Source organism: Oribacterium sp. FC2011 (genome assembly GCF_000701645.1).
GTDB lineage: Bacteria > Bacillota > Clostridia > Lachnospirales > Lachnospiraceae > Oribacterium.
In genome coordinates this window covers 1-1,151 of sequence record NZ_JNJM01000068.1, presented here as the reverse complement: position 1 = coordinate 1,151, position 1,151 = coordinate 1, and the positions used below count along the sequence as shown (strand labels likewise).

Sequence of the window (1,151 nt, the reverse complement as noted above, 5' to 3'; positions counted from 1 at the left end):
AATTTTATTATCAGCTTTGCGCAGAACTGATATATAATCAAGGCGAGAGGTTCATATCTTTCTCGCTGTACTTTAGGAGCAGATATGGAACAATTAACAGGATTGGGGAAAGCCATAGTGGCTGCAGACCCCGATAAGATCCGGCTGGATATGACAGTGAAAAACATCCTTGCATATAAACCATTACTTGCAAGGATTTTTAAAGAGGTTGTATCTGAGTGCCGGGATATGAATTATGATGAGATTGAAGCCTGTATAGAAGGTGACGTTCTCGTCAGTAAAGTTTATGTTGACAGTGGGCTTACAAACGCAGGTGAACGTATTGATGGTCTAAATACGGAAGCATATTTGAACGAAGAAGGTCTGGACAGATACGATATACGTACGTATCTCAGGCTGCCTGGGAAAGATGGTTCAGAATTTATAAAGCTCATCATAAATCTTGAGGCTCAGAACGAAGATAAACCAGGGTATGATTTGCCGCTAAGGGCATTATTCTATTGCTGCCGTATGATCTCTGCACAGCAGGGAGTTGAATTTACGACGGACAGTAATGACCACGTGAAGTATGGCAACATCAAAAAGGTGTATTCTATCTGGCTTTGTACAGAAGCGACGCAGACCAGAGCGAATTCTATCGAGATTTATGTTATTGACAGAAGATTTCTGTATGGCAGTAATGCAGATAGTCCGAGGTATGATATCCTTAATGCTATCATCATTTATATCAGTGAAAAGCATGATTCAGAAAATGCGAAGAATGAAATGATCCGTATGCTTACAGATCTTTTTGATGAAAGGATCAATGGAGCAGATAAAGTCCAAAAATTAAAATCAGAATATGGACTTAACATGACAAGAGAAGTTGAAATGGAGGTGACAAATTTGTGTACATATGCAACAGCTATTGAGAACAAAGGAATAGAAAAGGGAATTCAAACGGGAATTCAAAAAGGTATTCAACAAGGAATAGATAAAGGTTTCAAAAAAGGAATGGAAAGTGGTCTTAAAGCGTTGGTTCAAAGTTTAAAATCATATGTCAGTGACTTTGATGAGTTATATACCGCTGTTATAAAAAATGAAGACTATGAGAAGGTTTCCAGAGAAGATGTAATGAAGTATTATTGTGAAACTGAGACTCCTGTAAATTC

Annotated in this window: 1 protein-coding gene; it reads left to right on the top strand. The window is 37.9% G+C overall.

Translation table 11 applies throughout. The features are described from left to right. Positions 1-84: 84 nt before the first annotated feature. Positions 85-1,151: FliH/SctL family protein (locus T357_RS0118420; protein ID WP_031555930.1), on the top strand; the 1,067-nt coding region annotated here is incomplete at its 3' end.